Origin of the sequence: Bacillus cereus group sp. MYBK30-2 (assembly GCF_051915945.1) — a bacterium.
Classification (GTDB): Bacteria; Bacillota; Bacilli; order Bacillales; family Bacillaceae_G; genus Bacillus_A; species Bacillus_A paramycoides.
Window position 1 is genome coordinate 956,729 of the sequence record NZ_JBQAFR010000001.1, and the last position, 20,933, is coordinate 977,661.

The window sequence follows — 20,933 nt, forward strand, 5'->3', positions numbered from 1 at the left end:
AGGCGCCTTTCTATGGAAAGGCGCCACTTGATGTATATATAGTTTACAGATAAACGAGATGAATTACAACCTTTTAGAATAAACCTACTGCTTTTCCATCTTCGTTTACATCCATTTGAAGCGCAGCTGGCTGTTTAGGAAGTCCTGGCATTGTTAACATTGTTCCTGTTAACGCAACGATGAACCCTGCACCGATAGATGGTTTCAATTCACGAATTGTAACGATAAAATCAGATGGGCGACCTAATTTTGTTGCATCATCAGAAAGAGAGTATTGTGTTTTCGCCATACATATCGGTAGGTTACTCCAACCTTCTCCTTCAAATTGAGCTAATTGCTTGCGCGCTTTCGGAGCAAATTCAATATCTTTTGCGCCGTACACTTTTTGAGCAATTGTACGAATTTTTTCTTCTAGTGGTAATTCTAATTCATAAAGTGGTGCGTAGTTATTCTCACCTTTTTCAATCTCTTTTAACACTTTCTCAGCAAGGTCAACTCCGCCTTGGCCACCCTTCTCCCAAACTTCTGTTAAGGATACTGCATAACCACGCTCATTGCACCACTCTTGTAAGTATGCAACTTCTGCATCTGTATCTGTAATGAACTTGTTAATTGCAATTACGAATGGAACACCGAAGCTTTGAATTGTTTCAACATGTTTCTGTAAGTTTTCCATTCCTTTTGCTAACGCATCTACATTTTCTTCTTTTAATTGATCTTTCGCCACACCACCGTGCATTTTAAGCGCACGAATAGTCGCAACAATAACTACCGCTTCTGGCTTAATACCAGCTGCACGTGCTTTAATGTCTAAAAACTTCTCAGCACCTAAATCAGCACCAAATCCAGCTTCTGTAATAACATAATCACCCAATTTTGCTGCCATTGTCGTAGCGATAACACTGTTACAACCGTGAGCAATATTCGCAAATGGTCCGCCATGAATGATAGCTGGTGTATTTTCTAATGTTTGTACTAAGTTCGGTTTTAATGCGTCTTTTAGTAGAAGTGTTAACGCACCTTCTACGCCTAAATCTTTAACTGTTACAGGTTGATTTGCAAAATTATAAGCGACCACGATGCGAGATAGACGTGCTTTTAAATCTTGAATATCTGTTGCAAGGCAGAATACAGCCATGATTTCAGATGCTACTGTAATATCAAAACCGTCTTCACGTGGTACACCTTGAACCGGTCCACCAAGGCCGATTACTACGTTACGAAGGGCACGGTCATTTAAGTCTACACAGCGTTTCCAAACAATCTTACGCGTATCAATTCCAAGTACGTTTCCTTGTTGGATGTGATTATCAATAAACGCCGCTAATGCGTTATTGGCAGTTGTAATCGCATGAATATCTCCAGTAAAGTGAAGGTTAATATCTTCCATTGGTACTACTTGTGAAAAACCACCACCTGCTGCTCCGCCCTTTAATCCCATTGTTGGTCCAAGAGATGGTTCGCGAAGCGCAATTACTGTTTTCTTACCAATTTTATTAAAAGCTTGACCTAAACCAACTGTTACTGTTGATTTACCTTCTCCTGCTGGAGTTGGGTTAATTGCTGTTACTAAAACAACTTTACCGTCTTTCTCATCTTGTAAGCGCTTAAAAATTTCAAGAGATAACTTGCCTTTATAATGTCCGTATGGCTCTAATTCTTCTTCTAAAATATTCAACTCAGCTGCAATTTCTTGAATTTTCTTCATACTTGCTTCTTGTGCGATTTCAATATCAGATTTAACTGTTGTAGTAGTTGTCATATACCCTAGTCCCCCTTTAATTGGTTCTGATGATATTGTATCAGTTTTTTGTATTTTCTGCACTTATTTCCCTCCTAAAATCCTTCGATTTTGTTATATGTTTTTTAACATAAATACCCATAAGAATGTTAAAGCTTGTTGTAACTCTATAGGTAGTTGGCCTAGCATTTTCTCATTTACTCCACGCTTATAAACGCCGGTACCATCTACAACTTCAAATCCTTGTTCTTTTGCTAACCGTTCGAATTCCCAAGGCATCATCGTATTACAAACAACATCTTTTCCATATAATCGAGGGTAACTGTTCTCTCTCGGCTTTGCTGTCGGTCCTAAAATTGCAATACATGCGTATCCATCTTTCTTTAAAACACGCTTTATTTCATTTAATGCTTGTAATGGTTCCTCGGTCCATTCTAAAGAATTAATTGCCATAATTGATTCAAATTGCTCATTTTCAAAAGGTAATGAAGAAAGATCTCCTTTAATAAAGGATAAATTCGGGCTCTCTCCGCGTTCCTTCCCCTTTTGAATCATAACTTCTGATAAATCTACCCCAACTGCTTTATACCCAGAAAGACTTAGTTTATATGTACCATACCCATCACCACAGCCAACATCTAACACTTGTACTTCTTTTTCCACGTACTGCTCAAAAAATGGAATGATTGTACTCCTACTCCCGCTATCCCACATTTCTTGACTATTTTGATTCCAAAACTCTGCATTGTTATCCCATTTTTTCTCTGCCGATTCATGCCAATTAAACTTCGTCATACATTCCCCTACCTTCACGTATTATCATTCATTTCATTCTACATCATTTTCCAAAATTCCTGTTTTATCTTCATACGAAGGTGAACAGGATAACACCGGAATCTATTATCTCCAATTTTTGCTTTACTTGGGTTTAACTCATACTCATGTTCTGTTCTTTATGAAAGATACTATAGATACACCCAATTGAAAGAGAGGGATGTACATGCGAAGAAAGAGAAATCATCATTTTAAAAGTGGTGAAAAACATTTTAAAAGTGGTGAAAAAAAAGAAGAGTATGCAGCTGAAATATCTCCAGCTGGCATTCCAATTAGACATGAGCGCAAAGTAATTGCAAATGAAATAGAGGGTACAAATACTGGTGCAATTATCGGTTATGTCGCATTATTTCTTTCGTTATTCTCAATTGCTTTTTACCCTGTTACACTCGGCTCCCTTGCTATTTTAGTTGGTTTATTAGCTGTCAATTTTGGAGCGAGAACACTCGGATATACAGCAATTGGTTTTGGGAGCTTTTCTGTTTTATTCACTTTACTCTATCCGCTTGCTATATCAGCGTTATAAAAAAACACACCAAGTTATGCTACTTGGTGTGTTCATTCATGATACAACATGATATGACCGCATCCACAACAATGCTTCGCTGTAATTTCTTGAAAAACTGGATAATTTTCTTCATCCCTATGCTCAATAAACACCTTTTCAAATCGGTACATATTTGGCGCGTATGCCCAATCTTGTTTCGTACGTGCATATAATGTTGAAGAAAAAAACTCCTCACCACCGCAAACGATACATTCCTTCTTCATCAATACCCCTCCTATGCCTGTCTTACTTCATCTATATGAACACAAGCATAAAAAAAAGACCTTCTATTACTAGAAAGTCTTCTCTGAAACAAAAAGAAATGTACCGAATAAACCTACTCCGCTGTATTCTTTCGTTAAACCAGCTTCTGTTTTATACGTTTGCTTTACAGTCATAAAGAATACACCGTTCCGTGCATTAATACTTTCAAACTGTAATTTCTCTTTCTTTCCATCTACATTTTGCGTGCATTCAAAGCTACTCTCGTCACATTTCAATGTATACTTATCCTCTAAATACAATTTGAAATCTGATTCTTTCGGACAAGTTATAAGTAATATCGCCACGAGAATAATACTTACAATACCCACAATTGTATAATATTTCTTCATTTGTTCTCCTTTCAAAAGACAAGAAAACTTGACTTCATGCGCCAAGTTTTCTTAGTCTACAACCCATTGCCACTCTTGTTCTTTCTTATCAAAAATGAGCCAACCTGTTTCTGTTGCTTCTGCTTTCAATTCATCGATATTATCTAGTACCTCATCCGTACTTTCGAATGATCCCACTACATATACCGGAATTTCAAGGCCTCTTCTCGACTCAATTTTCCCCGCTAAATCAATGTATAACCCATCTTCCATTAACGGAACAAGCCCAAGGATAACTTCCTTAGAAATTGCTGGGAAAATCTTTGATTTTTGGAAGAAAGTAAAACGTTTCTTTCCAAACGAACCGAGTTTATATGGAATCACTTTACTTAGCATTCCTACAAAATCACCGATTCTACGGTAATACACTTTGTTGTACCAACCGTCATCATGTGAAAAATAAACAAATCTATTTTTCAATAACGGGAAGAACGTTCTTCCAAGTGGTTCTTTTTTGTGAGCCAGATAAAGCAGTTCTGCTATTTCTTTTGGCTCTAATTCATCTAAATCGCTTGCATCATCAAAATCTACCCAACAAAATTCATCAAATTCATCAATCTCTGCTTGAATGAGTTTATGTATGTTTTCTTCCTCGACATATTCAAATAAAGTATGATAATGAAAATCTGTCCACTCAAAATTATGCTTTAAAAGCAATGCTTGGTGAAGCGGTGAAGGGATGTTACTTGCAAACTCTTTAAACGTAATTCCAGATGTAATAAAACAATGACCCCGACGATTACCATTAATATATATCATATTTTTTACTTGGTCAGATCCTCCAGACAAAGCACCTAGCCACCTTCGTTTTGTATGTTTCAATTCTATAGCATATTTTAACATGAAAAATTTTAGAAACATAGAAAAAACTTCAAAAACTATTTACAATTTCATGTGTTTTATTACATACTGATTACAAGAAAAAACACCTGCTCATAAGCAGGCGTTTTTAAAGGATATCATCTGGGCCTTGAGGGTGATGATTTCCCTCTTTCTTTTCATCTTTTTGGAACATCGATTGAATTTTATCAATTGTTTGTGGAGCTAATTCAATCATTTTCTCTGCTAAATGTGTCGCATTTTGTAAATGAAGAATATTTACCCCATCTTTATTTACCACAAGAAATGCTACCGGTGTAATGGAAACACCACCCGCGCTACCGCCCCCAAATGCAGGGTTACCGTTCGCTCTTTGTCCATCATTCGTCTGGAAATCAGAACCTCCTGCTCCAAAACCGAACGCTACTTTAGAAACAGTTAACACTACACCACCGTCAGCCGTTTGAACAGGCTCTCCAACAATCGTATTTACATCGACCATTTCCTTCAAATTTTCCATTGCTGCTTTCATTAACCCTTGAATTGGATGATCCACCGTTCATAACCTCCTTTGTCATATCTTTCCTAGTTTTTCCGAAAGTTTGTGAACTAAACATAAAATTTTATATTGATTTCAAAAACTAGAAGTTGTAATATTTAGAAAAATAAAAAAAGAGGTTGATTCGTTATGATACGAAAATTAACAAAGAAAGATCATGAACAAACATTCGCTTTTTTAAAAGAAGAAGCAGCTCTTAACTTATTTATCATTGGAGATATTGAAGCTTTCGGTTATGATACAGATTTTCAAGAACTATGGGGAACATTCGAAGAGAACGGAACATTAAAATCGATTTTACTCCGCTTCCATGATGCGTTTATACCGTACAGTAAAGAAGATTTTGTGGTCGCTGACTACGAGGTGCTTCTTTCCGCATATAAGCCGCTTAAACTCTCTGGCAAGTCAACTATTGTAGAAAGATTTGAAACTGCTCCAAATATACAACTAGGTGCCAAAAATGAAATGTATTTTTGTGAATGTCTAGATAACAATAACTTACCTAGTACACCTGTTCATGACACAATTAAACTTGCCTCACTTGATGATATAGAACGAATTATGCAACTACGAAGTAACATCGCTGAATTCCCGACTGCTAACGAATCAGAAAAAATTTTAAGACAAGCTATCGAAACAAATACAGGACGTACATATTATATTGAAAAAGACGATGCAATCATCGCATCCGCCTCTACTTCCGCTGAAAATTCATTATCCGCTATGGTTGTTGGCGTATGTACACATCCAAATCATCGCGGGAATGGATATGCTTCGCTCATATTACAAAAAATGATTCAAGACTTTACGAATGAAGGCAGAACACTTTGCTTATTTTATAACAATCCAGCAGCTGGACGAATTTATAAACGATTAGGGTTTAAAGATATTGGAATGTGGACGATGTATCGATAATAAAAAGCAATGTTCGCTTCATTATGATACTTTAGAGGTTGAAGACGTATAATGAGGAATGTTTTTGTTCAATACGGTTGTTGATACCGTTCACTCTTAACGATGTTTATCATTATCCACATTTTACCCTACATCTTACTATTTGTACAAGCCGTAATGTGTGGATTTCGTTAAATAAATACCGCAATAAATTGCGTTTTCCGACGAATTTATCCACAAAAAAACGCAGATTATAAAATCTTACGTCCCTCTCGCAATTATTACGCCTTATATTTTCTCAAAGAATTCACGAAGCGCAGCCTCTATAATATCATCACGATTGAATCGATGCACATCTTCGAAGGTACCTAAGTTCGAACATGTCTCTTTGGTGAGATTCACCGTCCTGCTAACCTTTTCTTTCGACCCGCTTTCCCCAATACGCATATACAACGAATGAATCGGATTAGTATTCTTCTGCACCAAAATCTTTTCCTTTTCTTTCTTGATCTCATTAACTGCGTTTTTAATCGAAACCCATTCGTTAATTACCTTTCGTAGTACTTTCATCTCATTTTTCGTAAAAGCAATATCTCTAGCTGCCTTCCGCGCTTTTTCATTATCCACTATAAATTCTCGGATATCCGTTTTTAAAGGCGGTTCGCCTGTACCCACAAAATACCAACCTCTACCACTTTTGCGACTATATTCATAGCCTGCGGCTTTTAATACTTTACGCAATTTTTTGTCATTCATATCAATTTTTTTCGCCACTGCCACAGTTCCATTCACTTTCAATTCATTCACTATATATTCCACATTCATATTTATTCCTCATTTCTTTTTAGAATTGTATTTAAGTATAGAATTTCGCAACTTGCGTAAAATTGTATTATCACGATATTTTAATAATACTTTCTAAATATAACATATAAAAATAGAAAAAAGGTGTAGCGAATCTGCCACAACCTTACCTTTTCTCTTCTCTTAATCTATTTAAATCGGCATAGAACGCATATAGGCACATAACTTGTTCACCGCATTAAATCTAATCGCTTCAAATCGTTAATCTCGGCGACGTATTTTCGAATATTGTCTCGCTGCGCACAAAAAAAGAGAGCGAAGTCCGTTAAGACCTCGCCCAGTTCCGCACTATTTTATATATTTTGATCGCAGTCTTAATACGTCTTCCTCTTCTCGAATGCCCGCGGATCCCTTCCTCACATTTTTTACGATGATCCAGTTCGGGTTATTTTCCTCGCCAGTGTTCTGTACCGTGAAGTTACCGTCACCGTATTTGCTCCGACCTTCCACAAGTTTTTCCGTTAAATTATTCTCTTTTGATTTCGCCATCTTTGCGCCATCTCCCTTTTTTATACAACCTTCTTAAACTGTCTAACCAATCACAGGTCCAGTCAATTGGAGATTCTTGTTTTCCGCTTCGATTAATTGTAACACACTGTCGAGGATAAGTTCAGATAACGGCTGCTCAATCGCATAAGAAACGTTATTTTCTTTGAATGTGAATGATCCGACGCCAGTTACGCTAAATGATGCGATTCCATTCGTTACCAATCTATATCGTTTACGCATAAAAAAGCGACTAGAGCCGAAGCCCTAGCCGATCATTTTCGATTATTTCGTTTTAGCTAACGCCTTAACGACTTCTTCTTCCTTGACAGTTTCGTCGCCTAAGATATATAGAGTGCCGTCATTCTCGGTATCGTATTTTTCGCATATAGTCGATAAAATAAAAGAAAGACGGGATATTCCCCGCCAATCTTCGTTACTATATGCCGCGTGCGCGCTCTTGCTGACGTTCCATTGTCTTTAACTCTTTCGCAATCTTTTCGATATCACTATCGTCCCGCACATTCATGTTTTCGATATGGAAATTATTTGTTATCGACTTATTGCCGCCCGCGCCTTCGTTGACCTTCGCTAGTTGAGCAGCGGTAGCAGAATTGAACGTCCGAACCATGTTAAACAGGTTCTTTTGTTGTGCTTGCGTTAACACCATTTCATCATCACGCAATCGAACATCTACTTCGTCAAACTTCGCTTGATTTGGTTGTCGCTGGCTTCTCGGCGTTCCTCCGTTGTGATACTTCGGTCTAGCCACGATATTCCCCAGCGTTCCGCCGTTGTGGCGCTTCTCGTCGCCACCGAATACGCTTGAAACTGTACGTTTAACCGACTCGTATATATTTACGAATACGCTTTTTGTTTCTGATTTCTGCGCCTCTCGTTTAACTTTGTCGAGTTCTGCCTTCGCTTGTGATGCGTCCATTTGCAATGGCTTCGTTACTTCTTTTTTACCTTTTTGATCCGTTTCGGATATCTTCGAATTCGCGTCGGAATTATCGCCTTTTAGCTTTTTGACATTTTCCTTTTTCGCTTTGCCGTCGGTTTTATCGACCTCATTATTTGCGTGCGAATTATCGCCCTTTAGTTTTTTCGTGTTTTCCCTTTTCGCCTTGCCATCTGTTTTATCGATTTCAGAATTCGCGTGCGAGTTATCGCCTTTTAGCTTTTTGATGTTCTCTTTTTTCGCCTTGCCGTCTGTCTTGTCAATTTCGGCGTTCGCATGACTGTTGTCGCCCTTTGTCTTTTTGATCGCCTCTTTTTCGGCGTTCTTTTGAAGATCTTCCGCATCCTTCTTCGCCTGTTCGGTATTTAGTTTGACGTCCTTGTTCGTCGGCTTGTTTAACTCGCCGTTCATATTTTCGATGGATTCTGTTGTCTCCTGGATTCCTTGTTTGTACGTATCGTTGTTGTTTTTAGCGTTGTTAATAGCGTCGCCAGCTTCTTTCAGCTTCTCGACATTCTTCGATGCGGCATCGTACTGTTGCTGCTGCTCACCCGTTAGTCCGCCCTGCGCTTCCTTCTGTGCCTCTAGTTCTCGTAAGACATTCTGTTCCGCATTTAACTTTTCTTGAATCGCTGCTACTGCGTCTTTTGTTGTTGCGGTTACACCGACCGACGCTAATTGCTCTTGCACGATTAGATCCGTAGTTCTTTCGCTCATTTGTAACTTTTGTTGCGCAGAATTTAAATTACCTCTTAATTCTGTACCTGCTGCCTTGTTTGCGGCTATTTCCGCGTTAGCATTCAGTAGCGTATTTCGGCGATTGTCTAAAAGCTTCGCCGTATTCTCGATCCCTTTTTCGTCTCCGCGATTGATAGCGTCTTGGTGTTGTTTACGCATACTATCGTAGCGAGATTGCGCTTCGGCTTGTGCCTTTTCTAACGCCCCGCGCTCTTTTAACGACTCTTGATAGTTCTTCGATGCTTCGACCATATCCTCAAGATCTTTCTTTTGATTGATCATAAGCTGCGTTTGTTGAAGTTCTAATTCAATGCGTTGCATTTCTTTGTACGAATCGGCCAGTTTTCTCGCTTCATCCGAAGTCTTAACGATTGCATTTCCCTTATTATCGAATGCAGTCACAGTAGCAGGTGCTTTTTCGATAATCTCGGAATTGACCGATAAATACTCGTTCATTTCCTCTTTTGTAACTCCCGCTTTGTCTGCATAATGCTTCAATCTCTTATTAAAATGAATGCTAGTCAATGGATCACCGTAACTTGTTAAAAATATCAAATCACTTTTAAAATTTGCTTTGTTTTCATTTACAAGTTGTAGAACTAACTTAGTAACATGTGTAGAAATCGGTACTAATCGTGGCTTTCTATTTTTGCTTCTATCTGGTGAAATTGTTATAAATCGTGATTGAAAGTCGATGTCTGCAATACGTAAATTAACAAGCTCTCGAATCCTTAATCCCGAATCAAGTAACAGATTAATCGCTACGAAGTCCCGAAACCCTACGAAATCTCTTAAGCTAGGTTGCTGCAATATCGCTTTGACTTCATCATCCTCTAAACAATTCGTTAAATCGATATCTTGTCTCAATAATTTAACTCTTTCCATCGGGTTCACTTGAATAATTTCTTCCCGTTGCAGGTGATTAAAAATTGAGCGTAACGTCCTAAGATTAATATTTATCGTCGTATCAGCTAATCCAACTTTTCGGTTGTCTGTGTGTATTACCTTATGAGTATCGTAGCGCTTTTTATCGTGTTTCATATAATTTATATATTCTCGAAAGACTTCCGCTGTTAATTCATCGATATATTCCACGTCATAATTCGCATATAACCAATCAGTGAAATACCCCCACATTTTGATATAATCCTTTACAGTCCTTTCCCTACACCTTTCTGCACGCTTACCTGAGATAGCAAGATCAAGCGCTTGTTGAATTGTTAGCTTAGGGTATTTTTTTCCGTCATTAGATATCTTCGTAATCCTTTTTCTCTTTTTTAACGACAAAATAAAAGACCTCCCTAACGATTAGATTTCATCGTTAAGAAGGCCGTTATCCATATCCGTTTATTGAACAATTTAGTATTGTTTTCATCCCCTTAATACGCTTGTTTTTATACGCCACTCTACCGTTATCCACAACTCTTCTCCCATCTTATCGTTTTCTAAAAACGTAACAATCCAGCAGCTGGACGAATTTATAAACGATTAGGGTTTAAAGATATTGGAATGTGGACGATGTATCGATAATAAAAAGCCGACTTGAAATCGGCTTTTTAACATATTGTGCTATTCCAGCTTGAAATGCTTTTTTATCATTATTTAGGACACCAAATAAAGCTTCTTGAAGAGCAGATGTACTTTTGTAAAAATACATTCGTTCCTTTACTGCTTCTAAATTAGGCTAATGGGACGAAAAGAGTTGTAAAAACTCATCTCCATAACTAGCTACTATCCCCGCAAAGTCATAACTACTTGCCTTTCAACAAAACCAAAGTCTTCGTACATTTCTTTCGCAAAGTTTCCCGCAAATACATTCAAGCGAATTTCAGAGTATTTCTCTTGTAATTCCTTAATTCCAGCTTCCATTAGTTTTCGTGACAATCCTCTCCCACGATACTCTGGAAAAACGTATAGCTCATAAATAAACCCAAGTTTCTCGCTAGAGAAATAGTCTGTATTTTCTCCCATCAATATCCATCCAACCATCTTATTTTCTTCTCTTATAACTAAATAATATGCTCCTTTTTCTACTAAAGGCTTTGTGATTTCAATCGCTTTTTCCGTACTTAGTTGACAATTTCCTCTCGTTCCTTCGAAAAGAGATTGAGCTGCATAATGTAATATTTGTTTCGTTTCTTCCTCATTCGCTTTTGTAATCATTCCTTTCTCCCTCCTGCCCTCTAATCATCATTGAAATACCATTTTCAAGACCGTCTGATTCAATTACAATTGCCATCAATCCTTTTTCTGTACTTGTTTCATGGAATTCTCCCTTCGTCCAAAATACAGCTTGTCCAGCTTCTACCTTCACTTTTTCTTTATCTGCACTACATACAAATCCTTCTCCTTGTACAATAAGAAGCAGTTGAGATACAACTGTTTCATGATACCCGATGATTCCATTCTCTTGTAAATGCATGGCACCGATATGTATATTCCCTTGATGCTTTAATATTTTTGACATTATAAAGTTAGATTGAAATGCTGATATATGCTTCCCTACTTTTTCACTAAAATCAAATATTTGCATTTCGTCCCTCCTTATATGTATAAAACCATTCTCACTGTTTGCAGCATATGCCCTTCGAAATCCTCTTCAAATTGTTCTAAAGCTGCAAAACCTTTTGCTTCATAAAAACGTTTTCCTTTTTCATTTGCTGCTTCTACATGTATGTACAGTTTCCGGATCCCTTTTAATTCCGTAAGCCCTCTTTGTAATAAAGCACTTCCTATCCCTTTCCCTTGCTGATCTGGTAACAAATAAATCGCACCTAATTCCGCTTCGTTTTGCAGTCTAACAGGTGAGAAATTCGCAAAGCCAATCACTTCACCCTCTTCTTCCGCAACGAATAAATGTGTATTTTTAAGACGATATTTCATTTTTTCATCAGAATATGCCTCGTCTAAAAAACTATCTTGAATCTCTCTCGGAATAATGCCTTCGTATGTATCATGCCAAGCTATTTTCGCTACTGATTGTACAGCATGAATATCTTCTTGCTTCATTTCTCTAATTACATATGTCATCTTGATGTCTCCATTCTCTTTAAATTATATTCTGCTAATATACTAGAAGAAACGGCAGAACCATTTTCATAACTTACTTTAATTAATTTTAACTTCTCAATCGAAGTTGTTGTAAGATCAAACTTTTCATATATATACTCCATTACACTTATAAACTGATTTGAATTTAACCTATTTGCAATCGTGCAATGTGGAACCCATTTTCCTGGTACGTAATATGAATTTAGATTATCATGAAAAGTTTTGAAATAATTATGATAGGAATGATGAAGTCTTAACAATTCATTGGTAATGGTCGGCGCTAGAAAGATCGTTCCGTTAGTAGGAAAAGTTCCAACAGAAGAAAAAGTTACTGCAGCCATGTTCTCTTGAATAGCTACAAACTCTTTTAATTTTTCAATATATAAATTAACATCTAACTCATTATAATCTGCAATAGTAATATGGGGTTCTACTCCAGCTAGTTGATTTGTTCCAATTAAATTTGCTAATTCATTTTGCAGTTCTGTAATTTTATTAGTAAACACACTATCAAATGTAGCAATAATTGCGTACATGCTTCCTCACCCCTTAGTTACACATAACAATTCCCATTCTTCACGAATCATTCCCATTCGAATAGAATCGTAGTATGTTCCGTTATAATATCGGCATTTTCGCATTCTACCTTCTAAGCTCATTCCTATTTTCTCCGCTACTTTCATCATTCGTTCATTGCCAGACCAAGTCGTAAGCCCCACTCTACCAATCTCCATATTTTCAAATAGTAAGTCCCTATATAATGTTAATGCTTCTGTACCGTAACCACCATTCCAGTATGTTGGATTATAAATAACAATTCCCATCTCCAACCAACGCGTCGGTTTATGCTCCCAATAAAATCCGACTGTCCCTATAATTTGACCGTTATTTTCTATAATTAAATTTGATAGAGGTTCTTCCTTTAAACGAGTTTGCATCTTCTCTTTATAAGACGGGTATTCTTGCATTGAAAACGGAAAATACGGCGCATCCCATTTTTTCCATTCTGGATTTTCTTCTTTAAATATGAGGCTCCATAATGTTTTTATATCTGATTCTTCAATTGTACGAATTGTAACTTTGTTCCCCTTTAATATAACGTTTTGCATAATTCCCTCCTACATCCCTCTTTATTTCATATATAATTATAATATTTTTTCTGAAAAATCAAAACAAATATCATTTATTATATTGTATAATTTTGTTATAAGATACCAATTATTCATGTAGAAAGCAGGTGATGCAGTGAATAATCGATTTAGCATCGGCCTTTTTATTACTATTATTACGACAAATATTATTCTCTACTTCTTCTTACCATCAAGCATTGTAACGAAATGGGACTTCAATGGAACTCCCACATCAACAATGGATAAAAGCACTTTTGTTATCGTAAATATAATTATATGTTCTTTTTTATTCTTTCTATTTTTAGCATTATCTAAAGCAATGAGTAATCAAAAATTTTTACTATGGACCGGTAATACAATTTTACTATTCTTATTTTTTGTTGATATTGTAATTGCCCTCATTGCTCTTGGCTTCTCACTTCCTCTTGATCATCTAATATTTTTAGCTTTAGGTTTATTATTTATATTAATAGGCTATTTCAGTTCCAAAATTGATACAAATAAATCAATAGTTTCATTGGAATGGAATCATAAACATCTTGAAAAAAGAGCTTCCTATATTTGTAGTGTTTCTATGATGATAGCAGGTATTTTTTTAGCGATTCTTCCGTTTATAGTTCCTGCTCCGTATAGAGGTTACGGAATACTAGCAATTATTTTAGGAATGACGCTTGTCATTATATCGAGTATGATTTATTTACTTATAAAAGACAGCAAGCAGTCTACTAATTAAAAAAGTTAATTGAAATACGAAATCGTAAAACGATGAATAAAAAATAGGAGGTTACATCCCTCCTATTTCAGTTAAATATTTTACTTTCACTCTTATTCATTTCAAGTATTATTCCTTTCTCTATCCAACCTTCTATCCCATCTTTCTTTATTAAGTCATAGCCCGCGCAGCTACCATCAATAAGCGAAACAATATCCCCTTTTCTAACACTTATTTGCGCACAAGAAATATCAGTTTTCACTGTATATTCACCTGACTCAAGTTGCTTAATGTATTCATTTTTCACAGTGAGTAACTTATTCGTTTTCTTTTGCCTGCATATTGTGTAATCTTGCATCTTCTCCACAGGCTCAATGTAATAATACGGATATGTAACCCCGCCCTGAATTGTTGAATCTGAATTAAAATCTGCAATTACTTCATACACTGGAAAAAAGTCTACATATGTATAAGAAAACGTATCACCTGCAGTTGCCCTCTGAATGATAAATGCATTTAATTGCCCCGCCTCTTTAATCGCATTTCCGCCGTCAATTGCAATAATTTTTTTCTCCTTATCAATAACTGGATTGTTAGACGGTGCTTCTTCAGAATAGTTTACAACAGGCCAATGACCAACTACTACATACTTATTTGCTCTATGTGATTGATTAAAAAATTCGGGCATTGCTATCGCATTTTTGCGCTCCGTTTCTTTCCAATCTACTCTATCTTCAAGTCCAGCATGCACAAAAATATAATCTTCTGTTTCAATCGCTGTTGGCAACTCTGTTAGCCAATTTATTTCTTTTGAAAATTGACTCATTAACACTTCCTTCACTTCTCCAATAGAAGTATCTTCATGAATAGAAAAATGCAATTTCTCTAACCATTCATTAAAAATCGAATGCTTTCTCGTACATAAATAATTAATGAGATCAGGATTTTCATTAATAAGAGCATCAACTAAAACTTCACAATTCCCTTCAACAACATGCACATTTGAATTGCTCTTTACGAGATTCATGACATAGTTTACTACGCCGTTGCTATCTCTTCCTTTCTCACAAAGATCTCCATTAATAATTAAATAATCTTCATCTTTAAAGTTAACTTTATGTAGTAATTCTTTTAAAAGAGGTAATTCTCCATGAATATCAGATATTACGATTACTCTAACATCATTAGGGATTGATAATTTCTTTATTTTTTCCAAGTATAAGCGCTCCTAACTTTTCTTTATAATTTATAGAAACAATTCAACAAAACAAATTATAAACCTTTCTAAATGAAATAGGTTCTATATATTATGTCATATAGAACCTATCCTTCTTTATAATTTTTTATGAAAAGAAAAACTCACCTTATCATACCCTTCTCTTTCATAAAAACGGTGGGCATCCAATCTAGGAAACGCTGATGTAAGAGCGATAGACTCACACCCATTTTCCACTCCCCAGTCCTCTATATAAGAAAGTAAAATATTCCCATACCCTTTTGATCGATGCGCTTCTGCTGTGACAAGGTCATATACGAAAACGTGCTTCTTATTATAAAAATTCGTACAAATCGCTACACCAGCGAGACTAACAACCTCATCCTCTTCATTACGTAACGAAAGTAATTTATAATTTTCTTCTTTCATTTTTTGAAATAAAGAACTTGCTTCTTCTTTTGAAAGTTTCGTTCGTAATTGCTGTAAAACGGGTAATACATCGTGTAACTCAGCTTCTGTTACTATTTCACTAATATTCATTATGACTCTCCCCTAACTATTTATAAAATTTTCTAAATGTTATATCATCATTATAGGAAGCAACTGCCCCTTGATTAAGTGACAGTTCGATTCTTTTTTATAAGGCCAGTATGTAAAGGAGAATTCATAAAATGGATTTTACCATCCCATTACAATTAAAAAGCAAAACACCAATTTACTTACAAATTTACAAATATATAAAACGAGAAATCTCTCAAGGAACGCTCCCTGCCGGCAAACGACTTCCCTCTCATAGAAATTTAGCATTACAACTTAATGTTAGCCGTATTACTGTTGAATCTGCTTATCAACAATTAATTGCTGAAGGATATGTAGAAAGTAAACCGAAACGAGGTATTTTTGTTGCCGAAGTTGATATTAATATCATGTCAAAAAGTGAACAAATTGAGGCATACAAAACTAACGATAATATAGAAGAACAATATGACTATGATTGTAGCCAAGGGCTTATTGATCAAAAATCTTTTCCAATCACAAACTGGAAAAGGGCCTTACAAGAAACCTTATTACAGTACGAAGATGACTTATTTGCTAAAGAAGACCCTCAAGGTGAATTCGTTCTTCGAGAGCATATTTCAAAATATTTATATCATGCCCGCGGGGTACATTCTTCACCTGATCAAATTATTATCGGAGCCGGTACGCAACCTCTTCTTTGGCTACTACTGCAGCTGCTCGGCTCTAAAAAAGAATATGGTATCGAAAATCCTGGATTCCACCGTATAACTGCTATGATTCAAAGTTCTGACCTTCCTATTCACCCTATTCCTTTAGATGATAAAGGGATTCATATTTCAGCTTTACGTGAATCACGTTCTAATGTAGCATACGTCACTCCATCACACCAATTTCCTCTTGGAATGATTATGCCGTTATCTAGAAGGCTCGAATTATTAAGATGGGCCAATGATTGCGAAGGATATATTATTGAAGATGATTATGACGGGGAATTTCGTTATGTAGGAAAACCTATTCCCTCTTTACAAGGACTAGATTCAAATGAACGCGTTATTTATATAGGAACTTTCTCGAAATCCTTTTTACCTTCTTTACGAATGGGGTATATCGTTTTACCACCTCATCTTTTAAAAGTCTATAATGAACTCGGAGGCAAGTTTAAACAAACTGTTTCCACAATACAGCAACTTGCTTTTGCAACCTTTATTCACAATGGTGATTGGGAGCGTCATTTAAACCGTAGTCGTACGTTATATAAAAGAAAGCATACATTACTAGTTAAATCTATTAAAAACGAAATGGGATCTCGTGTTCAAATACTTGGCGAACAGTCCGGACTGCATATCGTACTTCATGTTCATAATGGTATGAACGAACAAGAACTTATTCATGCTGCTGCAAAACAACGAATCAAATTATACCCACTCTCTACATATGATTCTGTACATAATTTAAGAGAGACGTCATATGTACTACTCGGTTTCGGTAGCATTCCCGAAGATAGTATCGAAACTGTAGTCAAATTACTCAAAGAATCCTGGTTCCCTAATTAAAAATAACTCCACATAAGTTATACTTATGTGGAGTTATTTTACACACTATTTTTCTGATACGTCTCCTGATCGGGCTGTCCTTCCTGGACGCTTTACACCAGTTGTTTCTGTTGAATAAGAAGCTTCAATTATAGCACTTGGATCTACAGAGAGAACGAGATCTTTCATTTTTGGATAAATGAAACGGTTTGTAATACAATAAATGATTCTCTGATGCTCACCTAAAAAACCACCTTCTCCATGTAGATACGTAACAGACAGTTGCAATTCTTTCATAAGCAGTTCGCCAATTTCTTTATTTTTATTCGAAATAATCATGACGCTCTTTCCTTGATTAATACCGTCTAATATGAAATCTATCATTTTCGTAACAATATAGAAAATTGCTAATGAGAACATCGCTTGCTCAATTGAAAATAAAATAGCAACAAATACAAAAATAACTGCATTTACAGCAAGTAAAAATGTACTAATTGGTACTTTAAAATGCTTATTCATCCAAACAGCTAACATTTCTGATCCGTCAATTGCTCCGCCCATTTTTACAACGATCCCAACACCAACTCCAAATAGAACTCCTCCGTAAAGTACAATTAATAATTCCGAAGTCGTAATTGCTGGAAATGGTTTTAAATAAATCAATCCGAGTGTTGTAACAACATTTGCATAAGACGTACGGATAAAGAACTTCTTTCCCATTACTTTTGCAGTAAATAATAAAATAGGAATATTAAGTCCTAAAAACACTCCGTAAAGCGGTAATCCTGCAACCTTATTTGCCATAATAGCAATCGCAGTTACCCCTCCGTCCACTAGTCCATTAGGCGCTAAAATAAGTTCTAGTGAACCAGCTACAATAATAGATCCAATTGTTAATAATATGTATTCGAATACTTTTTTCATTCATTACCCCCAAAACATATATATTTTCTTAGTATTATTTTAACGTAGTTTTTCTGTAAATACAAAGAAATCGGCTTATATACACATATTTTTCACCTTTTTGGTAATTCTTATGTAGCATTGCTAGCTTTCATTCAGAAATAATTACAATCCTAAATCCCCCTCATACTTACATTATGTTATATAATTAGTTTATCGAATTTACAGAATAAAAGGAGAATTCGCATGTTACAACAACTATTCACTTCCCCCATCCTATCCGCCCAAGCACTACATCCAGGCTATGAAGACCATGCAAGCGACGTGTTTCTCGTAAAAACAGAGACTAAAGAAGTCATCGTTCGCTCTTCAAAAATGACTGAGGAACCAAACGATGATTTTTGGTGGGGATGCCAAAACCTATTTGGAATTGATCCAAGAAATGTACATCATTTAGAAACGATACACACATTATTGAAAAAGCATACTACCTTACCCATCCCGACTATTTTACAAAAACATGTTTTAGATGGACGAGAGTATGTTATCGCCGAAAAACTAGCAGGAAGTACGCTGCAATCATTTATCGGACAACCTGATTCTATTTTATTCAGCCTTGGAAAAGGACTAGCAGAGATTCATTCATTTAAAGCTAATTTCATAGGAAACCCTTCTGGTACTTTCCAAGTGCCACTTGAAAAATTTAAGTCTCACATTTTAAAAGCAAGTAGCGATCTTGTGAATATGTTTTATTCCGATAATATGAGCATACATAACGCATTTCATACTTTTGAATCACAGCTCTCTTCCTTATCCATACCAAAGGAATCTACACTCGTTTTAATTGATATGGATCCTACTCAGTTTTTATCAGATGGTCAATCTATTACTGGTTTAGTAGATACAGAAGCTTATGCAATTGCTCCACGAGAATTCGATTTTATCGGATTAGAATATGTACTTACAGAAAAAGAGGCACGTGCTTTTAAACAAGGTTATGAGACCATTATGCCCATTCCTCGTCTTGAAGAATGTAGACAACCCTATCGATATTTATATCGCTTATTATCTGTTCAAGGGAGTGTGGAGTTAGAAAAGTGGTTACGTCATCCATCCTATTTTTAAAAACGATTGCGAGGGATTATGAAATGAATATTGAAAAAAAGAAATCTTTAACAGCAAACGAAATTCAGCAAATGAAAGATTTAGCTCATATTTGCGGACAACACGATCAAATTGATTATTCGTCAGATTTACATGTAAACTTTTTAACTGCTCGTAATAAAGAAGAAATAAATGATTTTCTATTTTATGATAATACACAATTAATTGGTGCATTAAGTATGTATGAATTTGGAAGACCGACTAAACTGGAGTTAATAGGATTTGTTCATCCAAACTATAGAAAACAACATATAGGCACGACTCTTTTACAAACTGCAATAAACGAAATACAAAAAAGAGAAACAGATGAAGTTCTTCTCATCATTAATGGAGATTCCTCATCTGGGAAAGCATTTGCAAAGTATATGAACCTACCTTATGTGTTTAGTGAATATAGTATGGAGTTCAAATCAAATGAAACACAAAAAAGAACAGAGAATAATATTAAACTTTCCGTTGCATCTTCTGAATTACTTCCTGATCTTATAGAAATCGCTAGTAAAGCTTTTGGAGATTCAGTAAAAAATACTACCGCATGGCTACAAAAAATGCTGACTTCATCTTCTCGTCAAATTTACAGCGCTCTTATCGATGACAAAGTGATAGGAACGATAACTGTTACTGAGCAAAAACACTCTACTACACTATCAGGATTTGCTGTGCATCCATCTTATCAAGGTAAAGGGTATGGCAAAGAAATTCTCAGCTATATGGTGCATACCCTCATTACAAAAGGAATTTCAACAATTGAATTAGAAGTTGAAACAAAAAATAAAAATGCTTTAAAACTTTATACACAATGTGGATTTGAAATTATGACGAAGTATGATTATTATAGATTGTTGGAAAATGAGGAGGCTAAGTATGTCTAATAAAAGCATTTATTCGGACTATGATATCTTCGCATCTATTTACAATAAGCATTGGGGGCATTTTGCCGAACACTCCTATCCAGCCTATCATAAATTTATTTTACAATATGCTAATTCCCACTCCCGCGTATTAGATCTTTGCTGCGGAACCGGGCATCTTACTAAAATATTAATTGATAATAATTTCATTGTAACTGGTATAGACGGTTCAGCTCAAATGATTGCACATGCACGCGAAAATGCACCAGATGCAACCTTCATCGTTGATGATGCGCGCTATTTCAAAGTAGATGAGCAGTTCCACTATGTCATCTCAGCCGGCGATAGCTTAAACCACATTATGAAATTGGATGAACTAAAAAATACTTTTCAAAACGTTTACTCTGCGCTATATGATGGCGGCTCTTTCGCATTTGATATGAATATGGAAAAAGGATTTCTTGAAAATTGGAGCGCTTCTTTTCATATTTCAGAAGGCGAATATGTTTGTACCATCGATTCCACTTATGATAATGAAAGTCACAGAGCAAAGATGAATTTCATTCTATTTAAACATGACGGAAATAATCTTTGGAAAAGAAGTGACTTTTCTTTCGAAGAGGCTTGTTACTCTAAAGAAGACATAATTTCTTCTTTAAAATCTGTAGGATTTAACAATATTCAATTACACGGTACAAATAGAACATTTTTCATTTGTCAAAAATAAAAAAACTGAATCGTATCGATTCAGTTTTTTTG

The 20,933-nt window shown here is 35.8% G+C and carries 25 protein-coding genes and 2 pseudogenes; 8 read left to right on the forward strand and 19 right to left on the reverse strand.

Annotated features, from left to right (window positions below; translation table 11 throughout):
* Positions 1-73: 73 nt before the first annotated feature.
* Positions 74-1,762 carry a formate--tetrahydrofolate ligase gene (locus tag ACTFQM_RS04915; RefSeq protein WP_025149877.1) on the reverse strand — a complete coding sequence of 563 codons (1,689 nt, stop codon included), beginning with the start codon at positions 1,760-1,762 and terminating at the stop codon, positions 74-76.
* A gap of 93 nt (positions 1,763-1,855) precedes the next feature.
* On the reverse strand, positions 1,856-2,536 hold the full coding sequence (locus tag ACTFQM_RS04920) for a class I SAM-dependent methyltransferase (RefSeq protein ID WP_048372552.1): 681 nt from the start codon (positions 2,534-2,536) through the stop codon (positions 1,856-1,858).
* A 205-nt stretch (positions 2,537-2,741) separates the two neighbouring features.
* Between ACTFQM_RS04920 and ACTFQM_RS04925 the strand changes: the two genes are divergently transcribed.
* Entirely contained in the window at positions 2,742-3,101 is a 360-nt protein-coding gene (locus tag ACTFQM_RS04925) for a permease (protein ID WP_440033623.1), read from the forward strand.
* A 32-nt stretch (positions 3,102-3,133) separates the two neighbouring features.
* Here ACTFQM_RS04925 and ACTFQM_RS04930 read toward each other — a convergent pair whose 3' ends face one another.
* The 4 genes from ACTFQM_RS04930 to ytfJ all read right to left on the reverse strand — a co-directional run bounded on the left by ACTFQM_RS04930 (position 3,134) and on the right by ytfJ (position 5,150).
* Positions 3,134-3,346, reverse strand: coding sequence for a hypothetical protein (locus ACTFQM_RS04930; RefSeq protein WP_000711202.1), 213 nt, complete (start codon positions 3,344-3,346; stop codon positions 3,134-3,136).
* A gap of 69 nt (positions 3,347-3,415) precedes the next feature.
* Positions 3,416-3,736 carry a hypothetical protein gene (locus ACTFQM_RS04935; RefSeq protein WP_002171596.1) on the reverse strand — a complete coding sequence of 107 codons (321 nt, stop codon included), beginning with the start codon at positions 3,734-3,736 and terminating at the stop codon, positions 3,416-3,418.
* A gap of 51 nt (positions 3,737-3,787) precedes the next feature.
* Positions 3,788-4,564, reverse strand: a complete 777-nt coding sequence (locus tag ACTFQM_RS04940; RefSeq protein ID WP_002171595.1) for a hypothetical protein — start codon at positions 4,562-4,564, stop codon at positions 3,788-3,790.
* A 160-nt stretch (positions 4,565-4,724) separates the two neighbouring features.
* Entirely contained in the window at positions 4,725-5,150 is a 426-nt protein-coding gene (gene ytfJ, locus ACTFQM_RS04945) for a GerW family sporulation protein (RefSeq protein WP_440033624.1), read from the reverse strand.
* A 132-nt stretch (positions 5,151-5,282) separates the two neighbouring features.
* Between ytfJ and ACTFQM_RS04950 the strand changes: the two genes are divergently transcribed.
* The gene (locus ACTFQM_RS04950) at positions 5,283-6,068 is read left to right on the forward strand and encodes a GNAT family N-acetyltransferase (protein WP_440033625.1); all 786 of its coding nucleotides are present in this window, start codon (positions 5,283-5,285) and stop codon (positions 6,066-6,068) included.
* Positions 6,069-6,335: 267 nt separating this feature from the next.
* Here the strand turns inward: ACTFQM_RS04950 and ACTFQM_RS04955 are convergent, their stop codons facing one another.
* The 4 genes from ACTFQM_RS04955 to ACTFQM_RS04970 form a co-directional block, all read right to left on the reverse strand.
* Complete coding sequence (locus tag ACTFQM_RS04955; RefSeq protein ID WP_440033626.1) at positions 6,336-6,872, reverse strand: CopG family transcriptional regulator; 537 nt, start codon at positions 6,870-6,872, stop codon at positions 6,336-6,338.
* A 327-nt stretch (positions 6,873-7,199) separates the two neighbouring features.
* The gene (locus ACTFQM_RS04960; RefSeq protein ID WP_440033627.1) at positions 7,200-7,400 is read right to left on the reverse strand and encodes a cytoplasmic protein; all 201 of its coding nucleotides are present in this window, start codon (positions 7,398-7,400) and stop codon (positions 7,200-7,202) included.
* Between the two features lie 42 nt (positions 7,401-7,442).
* Complete coding sequence (locus tag ACTFQM_RS04965) at positions 7,443-7,640, reverse strand: hypothetical protein (protein ID WP_440033628.1); 198 nt, start codon at positions 7,638-7,640, stop codon at positions 7,443-7,445.
* 196 nt (positions 7,641-7,836) lie between these two features.
* Positions 7,837-10,383 (reverse strand): tyrosine-type recombinase/integrase, encoded by a 2,547-nt coding sequence (locus tag ACTFQM_RS04970; RefSeq protein WP_440033629.1) that lies wholly within the window; start codon positions 10,381-10,383, stop codon positions 7,837-7,839.
* Between the two features lie 168 nt (positions 10,384-10,551).
* Here ACTFQM_RS04970 and ACTFQM_RS04975 point away from each other — a divergent pair.
* A pseudogene (locus ACTFQM_RS04975) lies at positions 10,552-10,626 on the forward strand (GNAT family N-acetyltransferase); the annotation flags it as partial.
* A gap of 28 nt (positions 10,627-10,654) precedes the next feature.
* Here the strand turns inward: ACTFQM_RS04975 and ACTFQM_RS04980 are convergent.
* From ACTFQM_RS04980 to ACTFQM_RS05005, 6 genes and pseudogenes are all read right to left on the reverse strand, one after another.
* Positions 10,655-10,849, reverse strand: a pseudogene (locus ACTFQM_RS04980) (phosphotransferase family protein); the annotation flags it as partial.
* Positions 10,828-11,259 carry an N-acetyltransferase family protein gene (locus ACTFQM_RS04985; RefSeq protein ID WP_440033630.1) on the reverse strand — a complete coding sequence of 144 codons (432 nt, stop codon included), beginning with the start codon at positions 11,257-11,259 and terminating at the stop codon, positions 10,828-10,830. The pseudogene ACTFQM_RS04980 and the gene ACTFQM_RS04985, both read right to left, overlap by 22 nt.
* Entirely contained in the window at positions 11,240-11,629 is a 390-nt protein-coding gene (locus tag ACTFQM_RS04990; RefSeq protein WP_440033631.1) for a cupin, read from the reverse strand. Before ACTFQM_RS04990 ends, ACTFQM_RS04985 begins: the two co-directional genes overlap by 20 nt.
* A gap of 11 nt (positions 11,630-11,640) precedes the next feature.
* The gene (locus tag ACTFQM_RS04995; protein ID WP_440033632.1) at positions 11,641-12,126 is read right to left on the reverse strand and encodes an N-acetyltransferase family protein; all 486 of its coding nucleotides are present in this window, start codon (positions 12,124-12,126) and stop codon (positions 11,641-11,643) included.
* A complete protein-coding gene (locus ACTFQM_RS05000; RefSeq protein ID WP_440033633.1) occupies positions 12,123-12,683 on the reverse strand; it encodes a 2'-5' RNA ligase family protein in 561 nt (186 codons plus the stop codon). The genes ACTFQM_RS04995 and ACTFQM_RS05000 overlap by 4 nt, the downstream gene beginning before the upstream one ends.
* A 6-nt stretch (positions 12,684-12,689) precedes the next feature.
* Positions 12,690-13,256, reverse strand: coding sequence for a GNAT family N-acetyltransferase (locus ACTFQM_RS05005; RefSeq protein WP_025149896.1), 567 nt, complete (start codon positions 13,254-13,256; stop codon positions 12,690-12,692).
* 136 nt (positions 13,257-13,392) lie between these two features.
* Here ACTFQM_RS05005 and ACTFQM_RS05010 point away from each other — a divergent pair, with 136 nt between their 5' ends.
* Positions 13,393-14,010 (forward strand): DUF1648 domain-containing protein, encoded by a 618-nt coding sequence (locus ACTFQM_RS05010; RefSeq protein WP_440033634.1) that lies wholly within the window; start codon positions 13,393-13,395, stop codon positions 14,008-14,010.
* Positions 14,011-14,077: 67 nt separating this feature from the next.
* On the opposite strand, the gene ACTFQM_RS05015 is transcribed toward ACTFQM_RS05010, so the two are convergent.
* Together ACTFQM_RS05015 and ACTFQM_RS05020 are read right to left on the reverse strand one after the other, a co-directional pair.
* Entirely contained in the window at positions 14,078-15,205 is a 1,128-nt protein-coding gene (locus tag ACTFQM_RS05015; protein WP_440033635.1) for a metallophosphoesterase, read from the reverse strand.
* A gap of 117 nt (positions 15,206-15,322) precedes the next feature.
* Positions 15,323-15,745 carry a GNAT family N-acetyltransferase gene (locus ACTFQM_RS05020; protein WP_440033636.1) on the reverse strand — a complete coding sequence of 141 codons (423 nt, stop codon included), beginning with the start codon at positions 15,743-15,745 and terminating at the stop codon, positions 15,323-15,325.
* A gap of 131 nt (positions 15,746-15,876) precedes the next feature.
* Between ACTFQM_RS05020 and pdxR the strand changes: the two genes are divergently transcribed.
* The gene (gene pdxR, locus ACTFQM_RS05025) at positions 15,877-17,277 is read left to right on the forward strand and encodes a MocR-like pyridoxine biosynthesis transcription factor PdxR (RefSeq protein WP_440033637.1); all 1,401 of its coding nucleotides are present in this window, start codon (positions 15,877-15,879) and stop codon (positions 17,275-17,277) included.
* A gap of 45 nt (positions 17,278-17,322) precedes the next feature.
* Here the strand turns inward: pdxR and ACTFQM_RS05030 are convergent, their stop codons facing one another.
* A complete protein-coding gene (locus tag ACTFQM_RS05030; protein ID WP_242272292.1) occupies positions 17,323-18,180 on the reverse strand; it encodes a YitT family protein in 858 nt (285 codons plus the stop codon).
* Positions 18,181-18,405: 225 nt separating this feature from the next.
* Here ACTFQM_RS05030 and ACTFQM_RS05035 point away from each other — a divergent pair, with 225 nt between their 5' ends.
* Genes ACTFQM_RS05035 through ACTFQM_RS05045 form a run of 3 tightly spaced genes read left to right on the forward strand, consistent with a single transcriptional unit; the run spans position 18,406 to position 20,901 of the window.
* The gene (locus tag ACTFQM_RS05035; protein ID WP_440033638.1) at positions 18,406-19,284 is read left to right on the forward strand and encodes a nitrate reductase; all 879 of its coding nucleotides are present in this window, start codon (positions 18,406-18,408) and stop codon (positions 19,282-19,284) included.
* Between the two features lie 23 nt (positions 19,285-19,307).
* Positions 19,308-20,195: a GNAT family N-acetyltransferase gene (locus ACTFQM_RS05040; protein ID WP_440033639.1), complete on the forward strand. Its 888-nt coding sequence runs from the start codon at positions 19,308-19,310 to the stop codon at positions 20,193-20,195.
* Positions 20,188-20,901: a class I SAM-dependent methyltransferase gene (locus ACTFQM_RS05045; RefSeq protein WP_400527730.1), complete on the forward strand. Its 714-nt coding sequence runs from the start codon at positions 20,188-20,190 to the stop codon at positions 20,899-20,901. The genes ACTFQM_RS05040 and ACTFQM_RS05045 overlap by 8 nt, the downstream gene beginning before the upstream one ends.
* The last annotated feature ends 32 nt before the right edge of the window (positions 20,902-20,933 follow it).

Bases quoted from the DNA above. Each gene is read 5' to 3' on its own strand.
- ACTFQM_RS04915 (WP_025149877.1), bottom strand. From the start codon at position 1,762: ATGACAACTACTACAACAGTTAAATCTGATATTGAAATCGCACAAGAA.
- ACTFQM_RS04920 (WP_048372552.1), bottom strand. From the start codon at position 2,536: ATGACGAAGTTTAATTGGCATGAATCGGCAGAGAAAAAATGGGATAAC.
- ACTFQM_RS04925 (WP_440033623.1), top strand. From the start codon at position 2,742: ATGCGAAGAAAGAGAAATCATCATTTTAAAAGTGGTGAAAAACATTTT.
- ACTFQM_RS04930 (WP_000711202.1), bottom strand. From the start codon at position 3,346: ATGAAGAAGGAATGTATCGTTTGCGGTGGTGAGGAGTTTTTTTCTTCA.
- ACTFQM_RS04935 (WP_002171596.1), bottom strand. From the start codon at position 3,736: ATGAAGAAATATTATACAATTGTGGGTATTGTAAGTATTATTCTCGTG.
- ACTFQM_RS04950 (WP_440033625.1), top strand. From the start codon at position 5,283: ATGATACGAAAATTAACAAAGAAAGATCATGAACAAACATTCGCTTTT.
- ACTFQM_RS04955 (WP_440033626.1), bottom strand. From the start codon at position 6,872: ATGAATGTGGAATATATAGTGAATGAATTGAAAGTGAATGGAACTGTG.
- ACTFQM_RS04960 (WP_440033627.1), bottom strand. From the start codon at position 7,400: ATGGCGAAATCAAAAGAGAATAATTTAACGGAAAAACTTGTGGAAGGT.
- ACTFQM_RS04965 (WP_440033628.1), bottom strand. From the start codon at position 7,640: ATGCGTAAACGATATAGATTGGTAACGAATGGAATCGCATCATTTAGC.
- ACTFQM_RS04985 (WP_440033630.1), bottom strand. From the start codon at position 11,259: ATGATTACAAAAGCGAATGAGGAAGAAACGAAACAAATATTACATTAT.
- ACTFQM_RS04990 (WP_440033631.1), bottom strand. From the start codon at position 11,629: ATGCAAATATTTGATTTTAGTGAAAAAGTAGGGAAGCATATATCAGCA.
- ACTFQM_RS04995 (WP_440033632.1), bottom strand. From the start codon at position 12,126: ATGACATATGTAATTAGAGAAATGAAGCAAGAAGATATTCATGCTGTA.
- ACTFQM_RS05000 (WP_440033633.1), bottom strand. From the start codon at position 12,683: ATGTACGCAATTATTGCTACATTTGATAGTGTGTTTACTAATAAAATT.
- ACTFQM_RS05005 (WP_025149896.1), bottom strand. From the start codon at position 13,256: ATGCAAAACGTTATATTAAAGGGGAACAAAGTTACAATTCGTACAATT.
- ACTFQM_RS05020 (WP_440033636.1), bottom strand. From the start codon at position 15,745: ATGAATATTAGTGAAATAGTAACAGAAGCTGAGTTACACGATGTATTA.
- pdxR (WP_440033637.1), top strand. From the start codon at position 15,877: ATGGATTTTACCATCCCATTACAATTAAAAAGCAAAACACCAATTTAC.
- ACTFQM_RS05030 (WP_242272292.1), bottom strand. From the start codon at position 18,180: ATGAAAAAAGTATTCGAATACATATTATTAACAATTGGATCTATTATT.
- ACTFQM_RS05035 (WP_440033638.1), top strand. From the start codon at position 18,406: ATGTTACAACAACTATTCACTTCCCCCATCCTATCCGCCCAAGCACTA.
- ACTFQM_RS05040 (WP_440033639.1), top strand. From the start codon at position 19,308: ATGAATATTGAAAAAAAGAAATCTTTAACAGCAAACGAAATTCAGCAA.
- ACTFQM_RS05045 (WP_400527730.1), top strand. From the start codon at position 20,188: ATGTCTAATAAAAGCATTTATTCGGACTATGATATCTTCGCATCTATT.